This is a genomic window from Nonomuraea sp. NPDC049750, assembly GCF_040659625.1.
GTDB lineage: Bacteria > Actinomycetota > Actinomycetes > Streptosporangiales > Streptosporangiaceae > Nonomuraea.
This window is the reverse complement of sequence record NZ_JBFANB010000018.1, coordinates 161,694-178,180: the sequence shown is the minus strand read 5'-3', so window position 1 is coordinate 178,180 and position 16,487 is coordinate 161,694. Positions and strand designations below refer to the sequence as shown.

Annotated in this window: 15 protein-coding genes; 9 read left to right on the top strand and 6 right to left on the bottom strand. The window is 68.1% G+C overall.

Annotation, left to right across the window (positions count from 1 at the left end; genetic code table 11):
* The first annotated feature begins 167 nt into the window (after nucleotides 1-167).
* Nucleotides 168-2,387, top strand: a complete 2,220-nt coding sequence (gene pcrA, locus AB0J16_RS37600; RefSeq protein WP_358548864.1) for a DNA helicase PcrA — start codon at nucleotides 168-170, stop codon at nucleotides 2,385-2,387.
* Between the two features lie 49 nt (nucleotides 2,388-2,436).
* Here the strand turns inward: pcrA and AB0J16_RS37595 are convergent, their stop codons facing one another.
* Both AB0J16_RS37595 and AB0J16_RS37590 read right to left on the bottom strand, forming a co-directional pair.
* Complete coding sequence (locus tag AB0J16_RS37595) at nucleotides 2,437-3,453, bottom strand: L,D-transpeptidase (RefSeq protein WP_358548769.1); 1,017 nt, start codon at nucleotides 3,451-3,453, stop codon at nucleotides 2,437-2,439.
* Between the two features lie 137 nt (nucleotides 3,454-3,590).
* Nucleotides 3,591-4,364 (bottom strand): hypothetical protein, encoded by a 774-nt coding sequence (locus AB0J16_RS37590; RefSeq protein ID WP_358548766.1) that lies wholly within the window; start codon nucleotides 4,362-4,364, stop codon nucleotides 3,591-3,593.
* 133 nt (nucleotides 4,365-4,497) lie between these two features.
* Between AB0J16_RS37590 and galE the strand changes: the two genes are divergently transcribed.
* Nucleotides 4,498-5,484 (top strand): UDP-glucose 4-epimerase GalE, encoded by a 987-nt coding sequence (galE, locus tag AB0J16_RS37585; RefSeq protein WP_358548764.1) that lies wholly within the window; start codon nucleotides 4,498-4,500, stop codon nucleotides 5,482-5,484.
* 193 nt (nucleotides 5,485-5,677) lie between these two features.
* Here the strand turns inward: galE and AB0J16_RS37580 are convergent, their stop codons facing one another.
* Together AB0J16_RS37580 and AB0J16_RS37575 are read right to left on the bottom strand one after the other, a co-directional pair.
* The gene (locus AB0J16_RS37580; RefSeq protein ID WP_358548761.1) at nucleotides 5,678-6,553 is read right to left on the bottom strand and encodes a hypothetical protein; all 876 of its coding nucleotides are present in this window, start codon (nucleotides 6,551-6,553) and stop codon (nucleotides 5,678-5,680) included.
* Nucleotides 6,554-6,711: 158 nt separating this feature from the next.
* Nucleotides 6,712-7,614 (bottom strand): hypothetical protein, encoded by a 903-nt coding sequence (locus AB0J16_RS37575; RefSeq protein ID WP_358548759.1) that lies wholly within the window; start codon nucleotides 7,612-7,614, stop codon nucleotides 6,712-6,714.
* Nucleotides 7,615-7,836: 222 nt separating this feature from the next.
* On the opposite strand from AB0J16_RS37575, the gene sucC reads away from it, so the two are divergent.
* The 3 genes from sucC to AB0J16_RS37560 all read left to right on the top strand — a co-directional run bounded on the left by sucC (nucleotide 7,837) and on the right by AB0J16_RS37560 (nucleotide 11,687).
* Entirely contained in the window at nucleotides 7,837-9,018 is a 1,182-nt protein-coding gene (sucC, locus tag AB0J16_RS37570; protein WP_225293673.1) for an ADP-forming succinate--CoA ligase subunit beta, read from the top strand.
* A 3-nt stretch (nucleotides 9,019-9,021) separates the two neighbouring features.
* Nucleotides 9,022-9,897, top strand: a complete 876-nt coding sequence (gene sucD, locus AB0J16_RS37565) for a succinate--CoA ligase subunit alpha (RefSeq protein ID WP_219531323.1) — start codon at nucleotides 9,022-9,024, stop codon at nucleotides 9,895-9,897.
* A gap of 185 nt (nucleotides 9,898-10,082) precedes the next feature.
* A complete protein-coding gene (locus AB0J16_RS37560) occupies nucleotides 10,083-11,687 on the top strand; it encodes a DUF6350 family protein (RefSeq protein ID WP_358548755.1) in 1,605 nt (534 codons plus the stop codon).
* On the opposite strand, the gene AB0J16_RS37555 is transcribed toward AB0J16_RS37560, so the two are convergent.
* Nucleotides 11,666-12,739 carry a hypothetical protein gene (locus AB0J16_RS37555; protein WP_358548753.1) on the bottom strand — a complete coding sequence of 358 codons (1,074 nt, stop codon included), beginning with the start codon at nucleotides 12,737-12,739 and terminating at the stop codon, nucleotides 11,666-11,668. The two genes, AB0J16_RS37560 and AB0J16_RS37555, sit on opposite strands and share 22 nt — an antisense overlap.
* A 69-nt stretch (nucleotides 12,740-12,808) precedes the next feature.
* On the opposite strand from AB0J16_RS37555, the gene AB0J16_RS37550 reads away from it, so the two are divergent.
* Entirely contained in the window at nucleotides 12,809-13,423 is a 615-nt protein-coding gene (locus AB0J16_RS37550) for a TetR family transcriptional regulator (RefSeq protein ID WP_358548750.1), read from the top strand.
* A 22-nt stretch (nucleotides 13,424-13,445) separates the two neighbouring features.
* Here AB0J16_RS37550 and AB0J16_RS37545 read toward each other — a convergent pair whose 3' ends face one another.
* Nucleotides 13,446-13,865 (bottom strand): hypothetical protein, encoded by a 420-nt coding sequence (locus tag AB0J16_RS37545; RefSeq protein WP_358548748.1) that lies wholly within the window; start codon nucleotides 13,863-13,865, stop codon nucleotides 13,446-13,448.
* Between the two features lie 75 nt (nucleotides 13,866-13,940).
* On the opposite strand from AB0J16_RS37545, the gene purN reads away from it, so the two are divergent.
* The 3 genes from purN to AB0J16_RS37530 all read left to right on the top strand — a co-directional run bounded on the left by purN (nucleotide 13,941) and on the right by AB0J16_RS37530 (nucleotide 16,454).
* Entirely contained in the window at nucleotides 13,941-14,600 is a 660-nt protein-coding gene (purN, locus tag AB0J16_RS37540; protein ID WP_358548745.1) for a phosphoribosylglycinamide formyltransferase, read from the top strand.
* On the top strand, nucleotides 14,597-16,138 hold the full coding sequence (purH, locus tag AB0J16_RS37535) for a bifunctional phosphoribosylaminoimidazolecarboxamide formyltransferase/IMP cyclohydrolase (protein WP_358548742.1): 1,542 nt from the start codon (nucleotides 14,597-14,599) through the stop codon (nucleotides 16,136-16,138). Before purN ends, purH begins: the two co-directional genes overlap by 4 nt.
* A 133-nt stretch (nucleotides 16,139-16,271) precedes the next feature.
* Nucleotides 16,272-16,454 (top strand): hypothetical protein, encoded by a 183-nt coding sequence (locus AB0J16_RS37530; protein ID WP_358548739.1) that lies wholly within the window; start codon nucleotides 16,272-16,274, stop codon nucleotides 16,452-16,454.
* Nucleotides 16,455-16,487: the final 33 nt, after the last annotated feature.

Here is a 16,487-nt window from a genome sequence, read left to right as displayed (position 1 = left end):
GGGAAGGGGGTTTCGGGGGTCGGGGGCTGATGGGTGGGTTCGTGGTTCCAGGGGTTCGGAGGGGATTGTCGGTTTTGGGGGGTGGGATTCCAGGCGTCGAGGCGCCGTTTGTCGGTGGAGAGTCTTAACCTGGGTGCGTGCCGACCCAAGTCTCTGTTGACCACCCCTTGCTCGATGGCCTCAACCCGCAACAGCGGGAGGCCGTGATCCATCACGGCGGTCCGCTGCTGATCGTGGCGGGGGCGGGATCAGGAAAGACGCGGGTGCTCACCCATCGCATCGCCTACCTGCTCGGTGAGCGGCAGGTGCATCCGGGCGAGATCCTGGCCATCACCTTCACCAACAAGGCCGCGCGCGAGATGAAGGAGCGCATCGACCGGCTCGTCGGGCCCAGGTCGAAGGCGATGTGGGTGATGACGTTCCACAGCGCCTGCATGCGCATCCTGCGCCGCGAGGCCAAGCGGCTCGGGTTCCCCTCCAGTTTCTCCATCTACGACCAGGCCGACTCGCAGCGGCTGATGGCGATGGTGTGCAGGGAGATGGATCTCGACCCCAAGCGCTACCCGCCGCGGTCGTTCTCGGCCCAGGTGAGCAACTTCAAGAACGAGCTGGTCGACTACGAGACCGCGCTCGACAAAGCGGGCTCCCACCTGGAGAAGGTGCTCGCCGAGGCCTACAAGAGCTACCAGCGCAAGCTCACCGAGGCCGGCGCGATGGACTTCGACGACATCATCATGAACACGGTGACGCTGTTCCAGCTCTTCCCGGAGGTGGCCGAGCACTACCGGATGCGCTTCAGGCACGTGCTCGTCGACGAATACCAGGACACCAACCACGCCCAATACATCCTGATCAGGGAGCTGGTGGGCCGCCCCGACCTGCGCACGGCCGACGGCGAGCTGGTCCGTTCTGGCGCCGACCAGTCGGAGCTGTGCGTGGTCGGCGACGCCGACCAGTCGATCTACGCCTTCCGTGGCGCGACGATCCGCAACATCCTGGAGTTCGAGCGCGACTACCCCGACGCGCGCACGATCCTGCTGGAGCAGAACTACCGCTCCACCCAGAACATCCTGGCCGCCGCCAACGCCGTCATCGCCCGCAACGAGTCGCGCAAGCCGAAGAACCTCTGGTCCGACCAGGGCGACGGCCCCAAGATCGTCGGTTACGTGGCCGACAACGAGCACGACGAGGCCATGTTCGTGGCCCAGGAGGTAGATCGGCTCAGCGACGAGGAGGGCGTCAAGGCCGGCGACGTCGCGGTGTTCTACCGCACCAACGCGGCCTCCCGGGTGTTCGAGGAGATCTTCATCCGCACCGGCCTGCCCTACAAGGTGGTCGGGGGCGTGCGCTTCTACGAGCGCAAGGAGGTTAAGGACCTGCTGGCCTACCTGCGCGTGCTGGCCAACCCCGCTGACGTGGTGTCCATGCGGCGCATCCTCAACGTGCCCAAGCGCGGCATCGGCGACCGGGCCGAGGCGATGCTCGAAGCGCTCTCCTCGCGCGAGCGCATCTCCTTCTGGGACGCGCTGCGCAGGGCCGATGAGGCGTACGGCATGGCGACGCGCTCGCTCAACGCGGTGCGCGAGTTCGTCGCGATGATCGAGGGGATGATCGGCAAGGCCGAGGGCATGCCGCCGTCGGCGCTCGCGGAGGAGATCCTGGTCGCCACCGGTTACCGCGCCGAGCTGGAGGCTTCGGAGGATCCGCAGGACGAGTCCCGGCTGGAAAACCTCAACGAGCTCATCTCGGTGGCCTCGGAGTTCGAGGAGGCCAATCCCGAGGGCACGCTGGTGGAGTTCCTGGAGCAGGTGTCGCTGGTGGCTGACGCCGACCAGATCCCCGAAGCCGACGGCGGGCAGGGCGTGGTCACGCTGATGACCCTGCACACCGCCAAGGGGCTGGAGTTCCCGGTCGTCTTCCTGACCGCGATGGAAGACGGCGTCTTCCCGCACATCCGCTCGCTGGGCGAGCCGAAGGAGCTGGAGGAGGAGCGCCGGCTGGCCTACGTGGGGATCACCAGGGCCCAGAAGCGCCTCTACCTCACGCGGGCCGCTGTACGCAGCTCGTGGGGCTCGCCGTCGTTCAACCCGGCCTCGCGGTTCGTCAACGAGGTGCCGGTGCAACTGCTCGACTGGCGTACCCCGCCGGAGAAGTCGGCCTGGAGCGCGGCGACCCGGCGCGAGCCCGCGCAGGCGGCGGCGCCGAAGAAGGGCGCCCGCACGGTGCCCACGCTGGCACCGGGCGATCGGGTGACGCACGACGCGTTCGGGCTGGGCACCGTCGTGTCCGTGGACGGGGTGGCGGAGAAGACCAAGGTCAAGATCGACTTCGGGAGCGGAGGCGAGAAGACGCTGCTCCTCGCCTACGCTCCGCTGGAAAAACTCTGACCGCTGGAAAAGCTTCTGACCGCTGGAAGGCTTCTGACCCGTCGGGTGCTCAGCTCTTCTGCTGCTGCTGGGCGCCCTTCGGGAGGGCGCTGCCCTTCTTCCACTCGGTCCAGTTGAGCTGCCAGTAGCTCCACCCGTTGCGCCAGTCGAGCTTGCGCTTGGTGCCGGTGATCTTGACGACGTCGCCGCGCTGGGCGATGCCGTAGAACCACTTGGCGCCGGCCGGAGTGGCACGGACGCAGCCGTGGCTCTGGTTAGAACGGCCTAGGAACTGGTAGTAGCCCGCGCTCTGATGCACATACTCGCCGCTGTCGGAAATGCGTACCGCCCACGGGATCTCCTCCTTGTAGTACTGAGGGTCCTTGGGGTCGGTGACGCCCATCCACGCCGAGGTCATGGTCTCCAGCGGCTTCTTGTTCATCGTGAGATGGGTGCCGCTGGTGGTCAGGTAGACGTCCACGCCGTTCTTGACCATGCCGCCGCGGCCCGCGCTGATGGGGATCGACTTGACGAGCTTGCCGTCGCGCCGGACCTTCATCACGTGGCTGCGGGTGTTCACCACCGAGATGTTGGAGTAGCCGACGGCGAAGCGGCGGCTGACATCCTTGGCGGCCTCGTTGCCGGGAATCTGGCTCAGGCGGGCGTTGAGCTGAACCTTCTGGTGCGGACGCCAGTACGTCTTGGTGCGGTAGACGACCTTGCGGTCGGTCACCCAGCGCCAGGCGCCGTCGACCGGCCGGTCCGCCTGCACCTGCAGGACGGTCTCGGCCGCCGCCCTGTCGGTCACCTTGCGGTCGAACGTCACGATGATGGGGAAGCCGACGCCGACCTTCTCCTTGGCTTCACCTTCGGGGGTGATGTCGGCGATCTCCAGCTTGGCCTTCTTCGCCGCGACCTTCTGTACCGGGCTCTTCGGTACGGCCTTCCTCGGCACGGCGGCGCCGGCCGCGTGCACCGGGGTGGCGGCGGCGACCTGAGCCACCGGGGCAGGTGTTCCTTCCGTGCTACAGGCCGCCACCGTGGTGATCAGGGCGGCCAGAGCCAGCATCCGGGGGAGGGGATTCAAGGGTTACTCCAGGACTATGTCTACGCATCAGGCGTCTCATAAGTGAGACAACCAAAAGACGCCATACGTGGACGCCTGGCGATAACGATCATGTAACGCCTCTCGGGGTCCTGGTTTACGGCCCCGGCGCGCCCGACTCAGTCGTTGAGCTTGGTGGTGATCTTGCTCGCGGGCGGCGACTTGATCGAGACCTTGGCGCCCCAGCCGGTGTAGCGGGTCTCGGTCGTGACCGCCTTGTCCTCCCACCAGGAGATGTCCAAGAAGTCCGTGGCCTGCCACGTGGTGGTCAACTGGCTGGGGAGCCCCTTGGCGTCGACCTTGAGGGCGTACGTGACGGTGGCCTCGGTGTCGGAGCGCATCGGGATCGAGCTGCTGAACCAGGGGGAGATCTTGAAGAGCTTGCTGAAGGTGATCTGGCCGCGGTAGGTGGACCCGCTGAGCTTGCCGTTCTTGACCAGGGCGGCGAGCGTCGCGGGCTCGGCCGGACTCACCACCTGGCCGAACCAGCTGCTCATGGTGCTGAGGTTCATTTTGCTGTACGTCTTGAACCAGGTCTTGCCCTTCGGCATGTCCTCGCTCAGGGTGCCGCCCGACACCCACGCGACGTCACCGATCGCGATGGTCCGCTCGGGCGTGGTGTTGTGCCCGTCGTACAACGGACTGGAGAACTTCCCGGTGATGTCCCAGCCGGTGATCCCCTTCTTGCCGAACTGAATGCTGCCGGTGCGCCGGACCAGCGGATCCTTGTTGACGGCGCCGACGAACGCGCTGGTGTCGGTGAAGCGGACCCCGTGCCCGGCCACGAGCTGCGCTTTTAACGCCGCGACGGGGTTCTTCGGCGCCGCTTGAGCGGGGGCGGACGAGACGAGTACGGCGACGCCGGCCGTGAGTGCGGTGATCATGAGTTTCATGAGGCGCCATCTTGCCGACAAATGATCACGACAGCACCTCATTACCCGCGCGGGAAAGCCATGATCGCCGCGTGGACACCCGAGTCGGCGCGAATGACGCCGGGCTCGGCGGAGGACCCAATAGGGTGCCGGGATGCGGGTACTGATTTCGGGTGGGGCGGGGTTCATCGGGAGCACGATCGCGTCGGCGTGCCTGGACGCGGGGATCACGCCGGTGATTCTCGACAACCTGGTCACGGGGCGGCGGGAGTTCGCCGAGGGCCGGACTTTCTACGAGGGCGATATCGCCGACGGGATGCTGGTCGACAAGATATTCGCCGAGCAGCCCGACATCGAGGCGGTCGTTCATTGCGCCGCGCTGATCGTGGTGCCGGATTCGGTGGCCGATCCGGTCGGCTACTACCGGGCGAATGTCACCAAGAGCCTGGAGTTCGTGGATCACCTGCTGCGCAACGGGTGCGAGCGGATGATTTTCAGCTCCTCGGCGTCGATTTACCGCACCGGGGACGATCATACGGTCGACGAGCGGTCGCCGCTCGATCCGCAGAGCCCCTACGCGCGGACGAAGGCGGTCTGCGAGGCGATGTTCGCCGATATCGCGGCGACCCGGCCGATCAACGTGCTGTCCCTGCGCTATTTCAATCCGATCGGGGCGGATCCCGCGATGCGCACCGGGTTGCAGCTGCGGCGGCCGAGCCACGCGCTGGGCAAGATGATCGGCGCGTACGAGGAAGGCGTGCCGTTCGAGATCACCGGCACCGACTACTCCACACGTGACGGCTCCGGGATCCGCGACTACGTCCACGTCTGGGATCTGGCGGCGGCGCACGTGGCCGCGTTGCAGCGCTTCGATGACCTGTCCGAGGCGGAATCGGTCATCAATCTGGGCACCGGCTCAGGGACGACCGTGCGTGAGCTGGTCGACGCGTTCAACCGGGTGGTGACGCGACCGGTCGAGGTGGTCGAGACCGAGCGGCGGCCCGGCGACGTGGCGGGCGCCTACACGCGCAGCGACCTCGCGCACCGGCTGCTGGCGTGGCGGCCGCGCTACTCGATCGAGGAAGGGATCAGGCACTCGCTCGACTGGGCCGCCGTACGTGACTCGCGCCTTGCCGAATGAGCGCCCTGCTCATCACCGGCCCCGCGCGCTGACTACGTCAAGCAACCCCGCCTCTCCCGCCTGGCGATGGGAGAGACAGGAGATGCGTGAGCCCGGCTGTCTCACGGTGGAGCCGAGCGTGAGCCCGGCTCCTACGAGAGAGCCGAGCGTGAGCTCGGTTCTCTCGTGGTGAAGCTGTACGGCGGTTCGGTGGTTACTTCGCGATGCTGCTGAGCGGAACCGTCAGCGAAGGAATCTCGTCCGTGCTGTCCGTGCCGTCCTTGAGCTCGTCCGTCACCTGGTCGGCCGGCGGCGCGGTGATCTTCACCGCGTTGCCCCAGCCGCTGTACAGGGTCTCGACGCTGAGGGCCGACTCGTCGTCCACGTTCGAGGAGAGCGCGGCCAGCGGCATCGTCGTGACCAGCCGGGAAGGCAGGCCCTTGGCGTCGACGGTGAGCTTCCAGGACAGAGCGATCTTCGCCGTCTTCTTGCTGGCGGCGCCGAGCATGAGGTTGCCGCGGAAGGACGGGGAGATCCTGCGCAGCTCACCCACGGTGATCTTGCCCGCGTAGCCGCCCTTGGCCGGCTTGGCGCTCTTGAACAGGGTCTTGAGCGTGGCCGACTCGGTGAGGTTGAGCGGCTGGCCGTAGACGCCGCTCAGGCCGGAGAACGGCACGTTGCGCATCCTGACCCAGGTCTTGTCCGCGGGCAGCAGGTCTACCCAGAGCCCGCCGGACAGGTACGACGTCTTGCCGATCGTGATCGTCCGCTCGGGCCTGGACAGGGCCTTGAGGGTCTTGTCCTCGTCGTCGCCCGATCCCATCCCCTTGAGATTGAACTTGCCGGTGATGTCCGACGCGGCGACGCCCGTCTTGCTGAACTGGTACGCCCCCGACCGACGGGTGATGATGCCCCGCATCCGGCCCTGGACGGCGGTGGTGCGCTCGCTGAACTTCACACCCTTGCCGGCGACGAACTGCTTCTTCACCGCGGCGACCGGGTCCTTGGCGGCCGGTGCCGCCTGTGCCGGCCCGGCAGCCAGGAGTGTGGCGGCCGACGCTAAAGCCAGCCCCGTGATGATGCGCTTCATATCAATTCCCTCGTCTCTTGATTTACGGAAGCGGGAGGATCCTGCCAAACGAAGATCACGACGATATCTCAACCGATTGTCCGCAGCGAGGAAAATATGTGGATTTTTCGTGCAGAAGGGCCCCGACATCGTCGGGGCCCCTTTGTGGAAATTTCTGACTATGGGGTGTTTCCATCGTCGTCAGGCGGAACGCTGACGTAGTTCCTGTCGATGGCGGCCGGTGGCTCGGGGGCCTTCTTCGTCAGGTCCTTGACGTCCGCGACCTGGTCGGATGGAGGCGCGGTCACGTTCACCGCGGTGCCCCACTCGGTGTATCGGCTTTCGGTCGTGGCGTGGAGGGTGGCCTTCTTGGTGGCCTTCATGGACCACGAGATGGCCAGTCGCTTCACCAGTTTCCGCGCGTCGAGCGTCAGGCGCCAGGAGATCATGGTTTTGGCGGGTTCGCCGGTCGGCTTCATCGCGATCTGCTCGCGGAACGTCGGCGACAGCTTGTACAGCTCGGCGAAAGTGATCGAGCCGCGATACTGGGCGCCCCTTACCGTCTTCGTCTTGGCCAGCAGGTATTTGAGCGTCGCCGGTTCGAAGACGTTGATGAGCTGGTCGCCATAAGCGGCCGAGGACGGGCTGCCGTTCATCCCGACCCAGCTCTTGTTCTCGGGTAGGAGGGTGCTGTACAGGCCGCCGTTGACGTACATGCGCCGGCCCACGCTGACGAGGTAGATCCGCTCGGTGAGCAGGTCGACGGCGTCGGCGATGGAAGCGTCCTTAGCCGCCATCTTCTTCAGCCGCGCCCGTTCCTGCGGCGTGAGGATGGGCGTACGGGTGTTCTCGGCGCCCGCGATGCCCTTGGCGTCGAACCCGATCACGCCCTGCCTGTCGGCCTGGGTGTAGGACTCACCGCCGATCTTGATGCTGGTCCGCTCGGCGAACTTGACTCCCTGCCCCGCGACGAACTGCTTCTTCAACGCCGCCACCGGGTCCGCCGGTTTGGCCTGCGCGTACGCGGGAGCGGCCACGGCCAGCGCGGAAACTGCCACCGCGCCGGCGATCCATCGCCTCATAGATGTGGGTGCCCTTCTTCAGATGTCCCGAAATATCGTGCTGAAGTGAGATCACTGTCACATAACGGGATAACTGAGACCCGATGACCTGGTCAGGTCAAGCTTGGGGCTAGGCTTCACTGGCGGAAACGCCCGGCACGCACGCACGGGGTGGCCCGGGCCGTCGAACATTTCAGTCGGACAAGCGTCGAACATCAGTCGGATAAGCAAGGACGGACCCTCGTGGACCTGTTCGAACATCAGGCGAAGGAGCTCTTCGCTGACTACGGCATCCCGGTGCCACGCGGCATTGTCGCTCACACCGTGGAGGAGGTACGGGCGGCGGCTGAGCAGCTGACCGGCCGCGTCGTCGTCAAGGCCCAGGTGAAGACCGGAGGCCGCGGCAAGGCCGGTGGCGTGAAGGTGGCCGATGACGCCGCCGACGCCGTTGACAAGGCCAACGCCATCCTGGGCATGGACATCAAGGGCCACACGGTCCACAAGGTGCTCGTGGAGGAGGCCAGCGCGATCGCGGAGGAGTACTACTTCTCCTTCCTGCTCGACCGCGCGAACCGTACCTTCCTCGCGATCTGCTCCGCCGCGGGCGGCATGGAGATCGAAGAGGTCGCGCACACCGCGCCCGACAAGGTGGCCAAGATCCCGGTCTCCGCGCTGGACGGCATCGACCGCGCCAGGGCGCGGGAGATCGCGGCCGCGGGCGGTCTGCCCGAGAAGGCGCTCGACGGCGCCGCCGAGCTCATCGAGAAGCTCTGGTGCGCGTTCGTCGACGAGGACGCCACGCTGGTCGAGGTCAACCCGATGATCCTGTCGGCTGACGGCCAGGTGAAGGCGCTCGACGGCAAGGTCACGCTCGACGACAACGCCGCGTTCCGCCAGCCGGAGCACGAGGCGTACGCCGACAAGAACGCCGAGGACCCCCTTGAGGCCAAGGCCAAGGAGAAGGACCTCAACTACGTCAAGCTCGACGGTGACGTGGGCATCATCGGCAACGGCGCGGGCCTGGTCATGTCGACGCTCGACGTGGTCGCCTACGCCGGCGAGGCGTTCCCCGGCAAGCCGTCGCCCGCCAACTTCCTCGACATCGGCGGCGGCGCCTCGGCCGAGGTCATGGCCGCGGGCCTGGAGATCATCCTCTCCGACCCGAGCGTGAAGTCGATCTTCGTGAACGTCTTCGGCGGCATCACCTCCTGCGACGCGGTGGCCAACGGCATCATCTCGGCCTTCAAGCTGCTGGAGAGCCGCGGCGAAGCGGTGACCCACCCGCTGGTGGTCCGGCTTGACGGCAACAACGCCCTGCTCGGGCGGCAGATCCTGGCCGACGCCGCGCTCCCGCGCGTCGAGCTGGTCGACACGATGGACGACGCGGCCAAGCGGGTCGCCGAGCTCGCTGCGGTAGGTGCGTGACACATGGCTATCTGGCTGACCGAGAACAGCAAGATCATCGTTCAGGGCATGACCGGCGGTGAGGGCACCAAGCACACCCGCCGCATGCTCGCCTCCGGCGCCCGCGTGGTCGGTGGCGTCAACGCCCGCAAGGCGGGCACGACGCACGAGGGCCTGCCGGTGTTCGGCACGGTGAAGGAGGCCATGGAGCAGACGGGCGCCGACGTGTCGGTCGCCTTCGTGCCGCCGGCCTTCACCAAGGACGCCGTCAAGGAGGCCATTGACGCGGAGATCCCGCTCTGCGTGGTGATCACCGAGGGCGTGCCGGTCCACGACTCGACCGAGTTCTGGGCGTACGCGATCGCCAAGGGCAACAAGACCCGCATCATCGGCCCCAACTGCCCCGGCATCGCCTCGCCCGGCGCCTCCAACGCCGGCATCATCCCCGCCGACATCACCACGGCCGGCCGTATCGGCCTGGTGTCCAAGTCGGGCACGTTGACGTACCAGCTCATGTACGAGCTGCGCGACTTCGGCTTCTCGACCGCGGTGGGCATCGGCGGTGACCCGGTCATCGGCACGACGCACATCGATGCGCTCCAGGCGTTCCAGGACGACCCGGGCACCGACGCGATCGTGATGATCGGTGAGATCGGCGGCGACGCCGAGGAGCGGGCCGCGGCCTACATCGAGCAGCACGTCACCAAGCCCGTGGTGGCCTACGTCGCGGGCTTCACCGCCCCGGAGGGCAAGACGATGGGCCATGCCGGCGCCATCGTCTCCGGCTCCGCCGGCACCGCGCAGGCGAAGAAGGAGGCCCTCGAAAAGGTGGGCGTCCGCGTCGGCAAGACTCCGTCCGAGACCGCGCGCCTCATGCGTGAGATCATGCAGTCGCGCTGATTTCCGGCTGAAGACCGCCCCGCCCGTTTCGTGGCGGGGCGTCTTTTTTGTGCCGAGCCGGTGGGTGGCGTCCCCTGTGAAACCGCGGAGACCCCCCAAAGAGGGCGAAAAATGGGAGAGGGAAAGCCCTGCGCGCGGCGCGTCAACCAAGCGTTGGTTGGTAAAGCTTGAGAAAATAACTACTTGTGACGGCGCTTCTCGAATCGGTACTAGGTCGGCTGCCCGGCGTCTCGAGTGATGACGACGAGACGCGCCGGCCGCTGCCCGTGTCCGGGATGCTCGCCGCCGCCATCACGCTGGGCGTCGGCCTGGCCGTTCTCACCACGCTGACCCTGGTCGGGTGGATCGCCGCGCCGCGCGGTGCGCTGGGCGCGGGGCTGCCGGGCGTGTTCCGTACGGCGGCGCAGGTGTGGCTGGCCGCCCACCACGCCGGGTTCGCGATCCCCGGCGGCAAGGTGGGGCTGCTCCCGCTCGGCCTGACGATCCTGCCCGCCGTGCTGCTCTACCGCGCCGGGCGGTGGATGGCGCGCGACGCCGACCTGCGGCTGCGGCTGCCCGCGCGGCTGCCCAAGAACAGCCCGCGCGAGCAGGCCAGCGCGCGCCGCCGGGCCCAGCTCGTCCTGGTCGCGCAGGCCGGAGTCTCCCTGGCCGCCCCCTACGCCCTGCTCGCCGGGCTCATCGCGCTCGTCGCCCGCAACGACATCACCCAGCCGTTCATCGGCGAGGCGCTGGTCAGCCACTTCGTGCTGGCGTTCTTCGCGGGGGCGCTGGCCACGGCGCGGACGATCGGCCCGTGGCGGGCGATGCTGCGCCTGCTGCCCGAGCGGGTGCGCGCCCTGACCGTCGGCACGGCCGTCGCCACGGCGGTGCTGCTCGTCGCCGGGCTCGCCCTCGTGCTGACGGCCCTGATCGTGAACTTCGGCCAGGTGCGCGAGCTGTCCAACGTGCTCGCGCCCGGGTTCGTGGGCGGCGTGCTGCTCCTGCTGGTCCAGATCCTCTATCTGCTCAACACCGTCATCTGGGCCGCCTCCTACATCGCCGGGCCGGGCTTCGCCGTCGGCGCCGACACGCTGGTCGCGCCCACTGGCGTGCAACTGGGCACGGTGCCGAGCCTGCCGCTGCTCGGCGCGCTGCCCGAGAGCGGTCCCGTGCCCGGCTGGACGATGGCGGTGATCGCGCTGCCGTTCGCCGCCGGGACCGTGGCCGGGATCGTGGTGGCCAGGATGGCGCCGTCGCCTTCGTACGAGGCCGCACCGCTGTGGGGCTTCTTCACCGGGATCACCACTGGGCTGGTCGCCGCGCTGCTCGCCGCGCTGTCCGGCGGCCCCATCGGCGGCGGGCGGCTGGCCACGGTCGGGCCGTCGCCGTGGGAGGTGGCGCTGTCGGTGGGCCTGGAGGTGGGCGTCGCCGCCGGCATCTCCGCGGGCGTGGCCAACGTACTCCTGCTCAACAGGCGGGCCCGAGCTCCACTCGACAAGGCCGCGGTTCCGGTACGCAAGGCGGGCGCCGCGATCGCCAGGGCGGCGAGCAAGGTCGGCCTGGCCGAGGCCGACGCCCGGCCCCTGCCCGGCCACTGGATGGACGCCACCGAGGCCGACACCCAGGCCATTCCGGTGATCCGGGACGACTGGCAGGACGAGCACGCCTCGGCCGCGGCGGAGACGCTGGCCCAGGCCCTGCCGATCCTGCCGGAGCGGGACCGCCCACCGCGTACGGACATCGTCGATGAGTCGGACGATCGTGGCGGCCATGTCATCTACGTCGATCCCTACGCCTGGGATCGCGACTGAGGGCCTGTTCTGGTGTCCGCCGGCCGACGGAGCCGCAGGGCCGCGACTATCAGCAGGGCCACTGCGCCTGCGGTGAGGATGGCGTTGCTGGCCAGGTCTTCCGCCAGGCTGGTCGGTTGGGTGAGCGGGACCGTCGGGGTGATGTTCCGCTGGGGGAAGGAGTGCCAGGCGTAGGTCAGCATGGCGCCGCCGGCGAGCGCCAGCCGGTGGGCCTGCGACCAGCCGGCGCGGTGTGACCAGCGGACCACCACGGTGGCGACGGTGACGAACAGGGTCAGATAGATGATCACGCTGAGCCACGGCGGGAGGGGGATCGCCTCCGCCAGCCAGGGCGTGAAGCCGGTGGGGTCGACCGCGTACAGCAGCACGAAGACCGCTCCGGCGACCATGGCGAAAGCGCCGACGACCCACGGGCTGGGGGCGCGGCCGCGCAGCAGGGTGACGTCGGTGGTGCGCCTAGGGAGGCGGATGCCGGCGACGATGATCGCGGCGATGACGACTCCGGCGCCGATGAGCTGGAGCGCGGAGGCATGGCGGCCGAAGACGGCCTGTGCGACGCCGCTGCCCAGGGCGACGACCGCGTACAGCACGCCTGCGACGGTGAGACCGATCTTGCCCAGCCATGGCGTGGTGCGCCGCGAGCCGGCGAGGGTCTCCGCGACCGCGATCGGGGCGCTGATGCTGAAGACCGTGTGCACGCCGACCATGAACAGCGTCCATGGTCCGGCCAGGCCGAGCTCGGGGATGAAGCCGTACTCGAGGGTGTGCGCGCCGACCATCCAGTTCGAGTCCCACAGCGTCTGGGTGACGAAGGCCTCCTCGATCATGCCGTAGGCCAGCGCGAGGGTCATCATGGCGGGCCAGCCGCGTCCGGTACGGCGGGCGAACTCACGGATGAGGAGGGCGCCGCCGCCGTACAGGGGGGCCAGGCCGAGCAGGTTTTGGATGTGGGTGATCGGTGCGTTGCCCATCAGGTACTCGGCGGTCAGTGGCGCGAGGAAGAACAGCCCGATGGCGGGCGCCAGGCGAGGGAGTAACGCTCTTTGGCTCATGTCTCCTGGATATCACCACTCAGCGCAAAAATACAATCGTGTAAATTTCTTCTAGTGTAAGATTCTGCCATGGAGGAGACGCTGCGCGAACGCAAGAAGCGACAGACCAGGCACCTGCTCATCCGTACGGCGATCCGGCTGTTCACCGAGCAGGGCTACGAACAGACCACCGGCGCACAGATCGCCGCCGCGGCGGACGTGGCCACCAAGACGTTCTTCAACTACTTCCCGAGCAAGGAGCACGTGCTGTTCGCCGACGTCGAGCGGTTCTACGGGCTGGCGCTGGAGGTGATCGCCGACCGCGCCCCGGACGACACGCTGCAGCAAGTGCTGCGCAGGACCTACGACCAAGCCATCGCCCACTACCTCACCCAGGGGCCGTGGACCGGGGACCCGGAGCTGAAGGAGCTCTACCAGAGGCTGCTCGCGACGGTGCCCGCCGTACAGGCGATGGCCCTTCACATGATGTTCGACGCGCAGCGCCGGATCGCAGCCGCGTTGTTGGCCGCATTCCCCGACAGGCTGGACCCCATCAGTGCCGCGGCGGCGACCGGCGCGTTCATGGGTGCGGTGCAGGCGGCCGGGATGGCCAGCCTGGAGATGTACGGCGAGGCGGAGCAGGAGTATTTGGCGTCAACCGGACGGGCCGTGAACATCGCGATGCGCGGCCTGGACTCGCTGTGATGAGGTCGGGGTTTCCCTCAGGTCAGGGCTGCACCGCGCCCAGGAGTTCGAGTACGTCCGGCGGGAGCTTCTTCTGGGCCGCGTCCCTGAACTGGGTGAAGCACTCGCCCTGCGACGAGACGGTGCCCGCGCCCTTCATGCAGTTCTGGTAGGCGGAGTATTCGTCCATCAGATAGAGCTGCATCGCCGTGGCCATGGCCGACAGCGTGAGGGCGACCGAGGAGATGGCGATGCCGCCCACGGCGATGCCCCGCGGCTTTTCCGCGCGCTTCAGCTGGGGCAGCGCGCGAATGCCCGCCATCAGCGCGAACACCGCCATGACCAGCCCCGCCAGCGGCAGCATGAACGTCATGGCCAGCGCCGCGATGGCCAACCAGATGGCTCGGCGGCCCGCGGAATCCGCGGGATGCTGACCCGTCGGTGCCTGCACCGGTGTCGACACCTGACCTCCTCTGCGTCGCCGGACGAAGAGCGGATACGCTTGCAACCCCACCCCGGTTTTCTCATTGGAGTGCGCGTGTCAAAGGCTGGGCGGCTCGTCGTCCTCGTCTCCGGCTCTGGAACAAACCTACAGGCCTTGCTGGACGCTTCGGCCGACCCGTCCTACGGCGCCCGCGTGGTGGCTGTCGGTGCGGACAGAGACGGCATCGAGGGACTGGCTCGGGCGTCGCGGGCTGACGTCCCTACTTTCGTCGAAAAGCTGGGTGATTACGAGAAGCGGTCGGAGTGGAATATCGCGCTCGCCGACCGGATCGCTTCCTACGAGCCCGATCTGGTGGTGTCGGCGGGCTTCATGAAGATCATCGGCGCACCGACGCTCGACGCGTTCCCGGTGCTCAACACCCATCCCGCCCTGCTGCCCTCCTTCCCGGGTGCGCACGGGGTGCGTGACGCGCTCGCTCACGGGGTCAAGGTGACGGGCTGCACGGTCATGCTGGCCGATTCCGGCGTCGACAGCGGGCCGATCGTCGCCCAGGAGGCCGTGGCCGTACTACCGGGTGACGACGAGGCGGTCCTGCACGAGCGCATCAAGACCGTCGAGCGCCGCCTGCTCGTCGAGATCGTCGGCCGGATGGTCCGTGAGGGCTGGACGGTCAGTGGACGGACTGTTCGCATCGGTAACCAACCAGGACAGACCGTCCGCATCGGTAACCAATCAGAAGGGGAATCGAAGTGACTCGCATCGCCATCCGGCGCGCGCTGATCGCGGTGTACGACAAGTCCGGGCTGGAGGAGCTGGCCAGGGCTCTGGACGGCGCGGGGGTGGAGATCGTGTCAACGGGCGGCACCGCCGCCGCCATCGCCTCCTACGGCATCCCCGTCACCAAGGTCGAGCAGCTGACCGGGTTCCCCGAGTGCCTCGACGGCCGGGTCAAGACGCTCCACCCGCGCGTACACGCCGGGCTGCTGGCCGACCTCACCAAGCCGCACCACGTGGCCCAGCTCGACGAGCTGGAGATCGACCCGTTCCAGCTGGTGGTGGTCAACCTCTACCCGTTCGAGCAGACGGTCGCCTCCGGCGCGTCCGACGAGGAGTGCGTCGAGCAGATCGACATCGGCGGGCCCGCGATGATCCGTGGCGCCGCCAAGAACCACAGCACCTGCGCCGTCGTGGTCGACCCGCGCTTCTACGGCGACGTGGTGGGCGCGCTCGGCGAGGGCGGCTTCACGCTGACCGAACGCCGGCGCCTGGCGGGCATCGCCTACGCCCACACGGCCTCCTATGACGTGGCCGTGGCGTCCTGGTTCGCCGGCGCCTACCGGGTCGACGACGACTGGCCCTCGTTCATGGGCGCCACCTGGAAGCGCAAGTCGACCCTGCGCTACGGCGAGAACCCGCACCAGTCCGCCGCCCTCTACAGCGGCGGCCTCGACGGCCTGGCCAACGCCGAGCAGGTGCACGGCAAGGAGATGTCCTACAACAACTACCTCGACGCCGACGCGGCCTGGCGGGCGGCCTGGGACTTCGTCGAGCCCTGCGTCGCGATCATCAAGCACCAGAACCCGTGCGGCATCGCCATCGGCTCCGACGTAGCCGACGCGCACCGCAAGGCGCACGCCTGTGACCCGGTCTCGGCGTACGGGGGCGTCATCGCGGTCAACGGGGCCGTCACGGCCGAGCTGGCCCGGCAGATCGCCGAGGTGTTCACCGAGGTCGTCGTGGCGCCGTCCTACGAGCCCGAGGCGCTGGCCGTACTGACGCAGAAGAAGAACGTCCGCCTGCTGATCTGTCCCTCGGGCCCGGCCAACCCCGCCGAGTTCCGCCGGATCGACGGCGGCCTCCTCGTCCAGCAGACCGACCGGGTCGACGCGTCCGGCGACGCGCCGGAGCACTGGCAGCTCAAGGCGGGCGAGCCGGTCTCCGAGGAGATGCTGGCCGACCTGGCGTTCGCGTGGCGGGCCTGCCGCTCGGTCAAGTCCAACGCCATCCTGCTGGCGTCCGGCGGGGCGACCGTGGGTGTCGGGATGGGGCAGGTCAACCGGGTCGACTCGTGCCGCCTGGCGGTGACCCGCGCCGACACGCGGGCCAAGGGGTCGGTGGCGGCCTCGGACGCGTTCTTCCCGTTCCCCGACGGGCTGGAGGTGCTGATCGAGGCGGGCGTCAAGGCCGTCGTGGAGCCCGGCGGATCCGTCCGCGACCAGCTGGTCATCGAGGCGGCGGAGAAGGCGGGCGTGGCGCTCTACTTCACGGGGACGCGCCACTTCTTCCACTGACGGTCCGACGCACTATTCCAGCGCGGTCCCAGGCAAAAGGGCGGTATGAACCCGCCCTTTTGCGCACAAGCATAAGTAATGTCCGGTTACGCTGTGGGCCTTGCCGCTCGTCCGTTCTCCGGGAGTACTCCTTATGGCGCCGCTCGACTCGGTTCTGTATGCCTTCGTGACCATGAACGGGATCGCCACCAGCCCGGTCATGTTGGTGGTGCTCGCCTTCCTCGGCGCCTACCTCGGGGCGCGCGTCGTGGAGGTCATCCCGTTCACCCGCCGCATCATCGAGCGGCGCGCGGCCCAGATCGCCGAGCGCGAGTAGCCCGCCCGGCCGCCTGAGCGTCTCAGGCGGCCG

Bases quoted from the DNA above. Each gene is read 5' to 3' on its own strand.
- AB0J16_RS37555 (WP_358548753.1), bottom strand. From the start codon at position 12,739: ATGAGCCAAAGAGCGTTACTCCCTCGCCTGGCGCCCGCCATCGGGCTG.
- AB0J16_RS37580 (WP_358548761.1), bottom strand. From the start codon at position 6,553: ATGAAGCGCATCATCACGGGGCTGGCTTTAGCGTCGGCCGCCACACTC.
- AB0J16_RS37590 (WP_358548766.1), bottom strand. From the start codon at position 4,364: ATGAAACTCATGATCACCGCACTCACGGCCGGCGTCGCCGTACTCGTC.
- AB0J16_RS37575 (WP_358548759.1), bottom strand. From the start codon at position 7,614: ATGAGGCGATGGATCGCCGGCGCGGTGGCAGTTTCCGCGCTGGCCGTG.
- AB0J16_RS37550 (WP_358548750.1), top strand. From the start codon at position 12,809: ATGGAGGAGACGCTGCGCGAACGCAAGAAGCGACAGACCAGGCACCTG.
- AB0J16_RS37530 (WP_358548739.1), top strand. From the start codon at position 16,272: ATGGCGCCGCTCGACTCGGTTCTGTATGCCTTCGTGACCATGAACGGG.
- galE (WP_358548764.1), top strand. From the start codon at position 4,498: ATGCGGGTACTGATTTCGGGTGGGGCGGGGTTCATCGGGAGCACGATC.
- sucD (WP_219531323.1), top strand. From the start codon at position 9,022: ATGGCTATCTGGCTGACCGAGAACAGCAAGATCATCGTTCAGGGCATG.